Raw genomic sequence first — 5,954 nt, forward strand, 5'->3', positions numbered from 1 at the left:
AGGGGTAAGTCAAGAGTTTACTCATGTTGCTACACCAGAGGAAAATGCACATGTAGAAGCTTATCATGGAATACTTAAAAAAGAAGTCTTTCAACGATTTGAGTATAGAACATTTGGAGAGATTCAACAAATACTAAAAAGATATGTGGTTTTCTATAACAACGTAAGGCATCATGGACTATTGGGAAGAATAACTCCTATGGAAAAATGGAACAAAGACAAACACTTAATTTTAATGAAAAATAGAGTAGCATAATTAATAATCCAAATTTAAAAGATTACTCTTGTTTTATAGGGGTCAAAACATAGAATTCATTTCTTTAACTGAGATAATTGTTTCGACTGTGAGAAATGGTCTGTTGAATATTTCGGTAAGAATATCAATATATTCTTGATTTAGGTATTTTTTGGGAGTACTAAGATCAGCAAGTACTTTTTTATGGAAAAGATTAATTTGGCCTTCAAAGTTATCATTAATATCATCTTCCTCGATATTTGCTACCCTTTCTAGCATTCTACGAAATATAAAATCTTCAAATTTTTTTAGATAAAATATCTGCTTAATTTGTATCATGCCAAACCAGAACGATAAGATGCTGGTTTTCTATCTCAATATTTTTATAAAAAGTAAATAAGTATTCAGTATTGGTTTGAGTAAAAGGAATAAATTGATGTTTTGACCCTAATGTTCATGAAAACCCTAGTGTATAATTTCATGTTGAGAAAGTAATTGAAAATCAAACTCTCCAGTATGAAGGGGTAGAGAGGGGGGCTTTTATTTTTGGGTATATCTCGGTAAATTAATTACATTGTTCTGTCCATGGTTCATTCCACCCTTTGTTCCAATTTAGCATACCATCACCATAAATTTCTAAAAAGTTCTGGAAAGCGAAAATTATAATGCTTTTCTATAAGTTCTCATCTAATTTTTTCAATTACGTATAACTATTGGTTTTTTATCATTAATCTTTACTTGTATAAAAATAAAGATTAATGATAAAAAATCAATATAGATTGAAGTCGTTTGTAAATGCTTATTATAAGATTTAGAAAGTTTTGTATTTACATTGGTTTAATATGGAAATATAACTTGATATAACTCGTCAAAACTATCAACCATATATTTTGGGTCAGACGATTGTAGTACGGTTTTATTTCTATAACCCCATGTAACCCCAATACTATCAATAGATGCTTGTTTTGCTGTTTGAATATCAATTTCAGTATCCCCTACATATATCAATCGTTTTGTAGAAACTCTCATTGTCTTAGAAATATTCAATATCCCTTTAGGGTCTGGTTTTTTATATCGTTTGGTTTGCCCCAGAATGGTGTCAAATTTTATTAATGGGAAATAATGGCGTATACAAGCACAGGTGAGGTCATGAAGTTTATTGGATAGGATTCCTAATTTAATTCCCTTGAATTGGAGGTTTTGTAATGTTTTGTATGCTCCGTTGTACACAAAAGAATGCTGTTGATAATGCTCTTGATATAAATTTTTGAATTCTTTGATTAAGGATTCAATATTTCCATTAGTCCTAAATTCGGGAGGTAATGCTTGTGTTATAAAATGTTTGGTTCCTAATCCTATAAATTGAGAATATTGTTGTTTGTCATGAGTTGGTAAATGGTATAATTCTAATAAACGGTTCATCAAGATAGTGTATATCTCTAAAGTGTTAAGAAGTGTACCATCAAGGTCAAAAATGACTCCGCGATATTGTTTTTTCATATAATGTATTTAAAAGTAACAACAACTCCCATTACAGTTTAGTTATCAATAAGGAAGTTGTTGTAGAGTAGTATGAGTTAGTTTATAAATTCTGTTATTTGAGTCTTTGTCACTATGACCATTCCTGGTAGAATTAAGTTTTTAAGTAATGTTTTCTGCGCTGAATTCATTTTTTTTCTAATTCTTGATAGGCCCTAGTGTTACCTTTTAATAATGAATAGAGCGCTTTACCATTAGTTTTATGGCTTATAAAGCTTACTTCTTTATTTTTATGAAGCCCTCTTTTGGTAAATCTGCAACAAGAGATTAACTTATTTGTTTCTGAAGGAACAGCATCTGAATTAAGTAAAGGGTCTTTCCAATAAGTAGCTATCGCTTCTTTTTCCTCTTTAGAGATGTTCATAGGGGGAATACTTGCTTTAAAACCAGGAACATTGATAGAATACCCTTCTCTTATATAAATTCCATCATGCAATGAAATTTGATCTTCAGGTTGAGGTTCACATTTATTCAACTCAGAAGGCTTTCTTAAAAACTTTCCTTTTGTGTCTAGATCTTCTTTTTTTAAAGAACCAGAAGTAAGTATAGTAAGCAAATCTTGATTGAGAGACGTATCGACCAGTGCATTAAATTTTTCATCTTTGATACCTAAATCAGAGCTTAACATATTTCTATTATTCCAAAAAACGCTTTGAGGATTATGTTTAGCAATAGCATAATACCATTGGTCTATTGATAAGGCAAAAGAATGAGCTATTTTATGCCATTCTTGATCATAATCATACCAAATATCATTTTTAGCTTCTAAAGTTAATTTTTGATTCTCTATCGTCTCTCTGATTAGCAAAGAAGCAGTAGATGCCATACCGCCAGCAAATGCTACTCCCGATGAAAAAAGAGGGTCAACAAAGTAGGTAGAATCTCCAACCATAATCCATCCCTCATTGAGGTCACAAAATTTATCTTGAATCATAGAATAATTGGATACGATTTTTGTTTCATCAGATATTGGTTTGGCATCTTTGATCAATTCATGTAGCATAGGGATTGTTTTAACAAATTCAAAAAGTTCCTTAGGTTTGTTTAAATTTTTACCTAGTGATCTGACCAGTTTTGGATCTGTAACAATACCTAATGAATGTACTGTTGTATGTTTGTTATTTATGATTTTAGGAATAGGAATATACCATACCCAACCATGTTCAAAAGCAAAACAAGCTATTGGAGATAATTGATCTTTTCTAAATATGTTCCAATTTCCTTCTAAATCTTCTGCTGGTTTTCCTGATGTAATATGAATCCATGCAGTTAGATTTTTATAATTAGAAAGAAAACTTTTTATAGCAGAAAGTATTACATTGTTTTTTCTGCCAGAAGCATCTACAAAAATAGAGCAGTTGATTTTTTCTCCAGACTTGAGTTTAACATATCTATTGCCTGAATTAGGGCGATATGTGGTAATCTTTTTTTCTTCGAATACCGATACTCCTAATTCTTTGGCATGATCTAGAAGGATTTTATCAAATTCTGCTCTATCTGTATGTATTGCCCAACGATATACCTGATCTTCTAAATAGTTTTGCATATCAAAAAAGGTAGTCCTGGGAGAGGTATGATCCCAATCAAAAATTCCTCCGTATTTTTTTATCCAGCATTTACTGGTTACTATTTTTTGCAAAACACCAGCTTCCTCAAGAATAGGAATTATTGGATGAGTAAAGGACTTACCAATCTTATTTCTTGGGAATTTTTCTTGCTCAAAAATAGCGATGTTTAGGTTGCTTTTCTTTTGTAATAGGGCTCCTAATATTGGTCCAGAAGAACCACCACCCATAATTATAATGTCATATTGAGTTTGCATAATATATTTCTAGGGGACAGTTGTTATAAAATATGTACTCTCTCTAAATTGACGTTTTTTATTATCTCAGGGGTATTGTATGATAATGTTATTAAAAGGCTAAATCTTATGACAATGTTGAAAATTTCTTCTGGCAATGGGGTAAATGCCTTTTTTTGAACTTTGAGTTCATGATATGATAAATTCATTGTTGAGTTTTTAGGTTTTAAGATTATGAGTATCATATGAATCCTATTATTAAGGATTGAAAATACCTATGGAAAATAATGGATTATTGATCTCATAAAATGCTCGTTTCTTAATTAAGCAAAATAAATGTTCATATTTTTCGAAAAAGTTTAAGTAGTTAAATAAAAATCTAAAATTATTTTCTTATGTTATACTTATGGAGAAAACGTATGATATGTGCGTTATTTTTGTATTTCATAAAGTTAGTGTGTTGTAAATTATGTGGTTAGGTGTATCGGTAACGGATAAAGTAACAACACTTATATCTATTGCTGATTTCCTGTCTTGAGTAACTATAACTGCAACCTGATCATTACTGACACCTCACTTAGTAGAGCTTCCTCCTCTCTTTCTGGACTCACGTTGTTTCACTTCTATTCCTTTTTCTGATCTAAGAAAAAAAGTCTCGTCACTTTCTGTAATTCCAGTAAAATCATCCTGATCATTTTCATTTAATGCTACAAGTATCTTATGTCGCCCGCCAATCGAAAGCAGTCTTTTTGTTTATACTAAGTGCTCTACTTATCTTATCGAGACTTTTCTTTTCTAACACCAGCTCTAGATAATCAGAAATCACATCTCTACGTCGTAATCGAGCCATCCAAATACCTGTGTATTCTGTGAAACTACGCATACAGGATTTACACTTATAGCGTTGAGAATCCTTGTCTAGACCTGTACGAATGTAGGTTTTCTCAAAACAATGAGGACATGCACCTTGTTTGTTGTTTAGAATCTCCCGTCTGGAAATAATCTGTTGCTCAATTTCTGTATTAAGCTCTAGACGAACTTCTGCTAGTAATTTTTCACGTTCATCACTTTCCAGTAAAAGCAATACTTCTTTTAATTTGCTATGGATCATAACATAATATACAAAAAATAGCTAAGTTAAACTAGAGCCTTAATAATTAAAAAATAACTTTATTCTGTCCTAAGCATTGGGAGTATCATAGTAATGAGTGGTGCTCTTGCTCAAAGTATTGCCTTGATTGATAATTGGGAGAAAATCATATTAGGAGGAGAGACAGCTTATAGAGGAGAAGTGACCTATACTCCGTTTACCAGTATCGCACAAAAGAGAAAACAAAAACGCAAACTAAAAAAGCATAGACTTGTTGTGACCAAAGTGAAAAGAAACGACTTTCAAATAAATGCCTTTACAAATGAAGCCTATAACTATTCAGCAGTTTTAACTAATGATTGGAGCAAGACAAAAAACCAAGTCACTGAGTTTTATAATCAACGAGGAGCTATCGAAAAGGAATTTGATGTTTTGAAGAATGATTTTGGGTGGAATAATCTTCCTTTCTCTAAGTTAGAACAAAATACAGTTTTCTTGTTGTTTTCAGCTATCTGCAGAAATTTATATCATTACATAATAACATTATTTTCGAATAGATTTAAATATCTGAGGTCAAACTTTAGAATCAAAAAATTCATCTTTAGATTTATTACAATTCCTGCCAAATGGGTAAGATCATCCAGACAACAAAAGCTTCGATTATATGGAGACTTACATTTTAAAACTTAATAAAACCAAGATACTCCCAAAATAACTTATCAAAAAAGCAAACCCCAACAAAGTTGGGGCTTACTAATATGCAGTAGTGTATTTTGAGATATGTGAAAAATTGATTCTTCGAAAAATAGATCATCCAAAAGCATAAAAACTCCAAGATTTAACCAGAGTACAATACAAATTATTAGAAATAAACTTAAATTTATTAATACATGCGGATTTAAGGTGCAAATCCGCTAGCGGATTCCTATATTTTTCTCTTTTAATAACTACTTCAAAAAAACGTTTTCCATCTTATTTAAAACAAGTAATCGACCAGTAAACAAGGCATATAACGTTGGCCTACGATACGCCATATGCTTCTTAATTATTACCTGCAGTATTTTTACAAACAAGATAATTGAAATTTTATTATCAGTTTTCTTTGGCTATATTCTACTATATGACTGATTCAGTTGTTGTTTTCCAAATTTGCCATGCATTTTGTCCAGCAAGGGCATAGTAGGCAAAGGATTTGAGACGTTGGTTATTCTCTTTTATGCGTTCCAAGACCATAAACCAGTTCATATAATTCTGTAGATATTTAGTTGCCACTCCATTAAATGGTTTCA

The 5,954-nt window shown here is 31.2% G+C and carries 5 protein-coding genes and 1 pseudogene; 2 read left to right on the top strand and 4 right to left on the bottom strand.

Annotated elements, in window-relative coordinates; genetic code table 11:
- On the top strand, positions 1 to 256 hold a 256-nt coding region (locus CVD18_RS21020; RefSeq protein WP_146052742.1), incomplete at its 5' end, for an integrase core domain-containing protein.
- Positions 257 to 298: 42 nt separating this feature from the next.
- On the opposite strand, the gene CVD18_RS21025 is transcribed toward CVD18_RS21020, so the two are convergent.
- The 4 genes and pseudogenes from CVD18_RS21025 to CVD18_RS23275 all read right to left on the bottom strand — a co-directional run.
- A complete protein-coding gene (locus tag CVD18_RS21025; RefSeq protein WP_146052887.1) occupies positions 299 to 514 on the bottom strand; it encodes a hypothetical protein in 216 nt (71 codons plus the stop codon).
- Positions 515 to 1,072: 558 nt separating this feature from the next.
- Positions 1,073 to 1,735, bottom strand: a complete 663-nt coding sequence (locus CVD18_RS21030) for an HAD family hydrolase (protein WP_103867448.1) — start codon at positions 1,733 to 1,735, stop codon at positions 1,073 to 1,075.
- Between the two features lie 166 nt (positions 1,736 to 1,901).
- Positions 1,902 to 3,596 (bottom strand): NAD(P)/FAD-dependent oxidoreductase, encoded by a 1,695-nt coding sequence (locus CVD18_RS21035; protein ID WP_103867449.1) that lies wholly within the window; start codon positions 3,594 to 3,596, stop codon positions 1,902 to 1,904.
- 474 nt (positions 3,597 to 4,070) lie between these two features.
- Positions 4,071 to 4,686 (bottom strand): annotated as a pseudogene (locus tag CVD18_RS23275) (IS1595 family transposase); the annotation flags it as partial.
- 93 nt (positions 4,687 to 4,779) lie between these two features.
- Between CVD18_RS23275 and CVD18_RS21045 the strand changes: the two are divergent.
- Entirely contained in the window at positions 4,780 to 5,355 is a 576-nt protein-coding gene (locus tag CVD18_RS21045) for a transposase (RefSeq protein ID WP_103867451.1), read from the top strand.
- The last annotated feature ends 599 nt before the right edge of the window (positions 5,356 to 5,954 follow it).

Source organism: Aquimarina sp. I32.4, assembly GCF_002924285.1.
GTDB lineage: Bacteria > Bacteroidota > Bacteroidia > Flavobacteriales > Flavobacteriaceae > Aquimarina.

Coding starts and splice junctions, on each gene's coding strand:
- CVD18_RS21035 (WP_103867449.1), bottom strand. CDS start 3,596: ATGCAAACTCAATATGACATTATAATTATGGGTGGTGGTTCTTCTGGA.
- CVD18_RS21025 (WP_146052887.1), bottom strand. CDS start 514: ATGCTAGAAAGGGTAGCAAATATCGAGGAAGATGATATTAATGATAAC.
- CVD18_RS21030 (WP_103867448.1), bottom strand. CDS start 1,735: ATGAAAAAACAATATCGCGGAGTCATTTTTGACCTTGATGGTACACTT.
- CVD18_RS21045 (WP_103867451.1), top strand. CDS start 4,780: ATGAGTGGTGCTCTTGCTCAAAGTATTGCCTTGATTGATAATTGGGAG.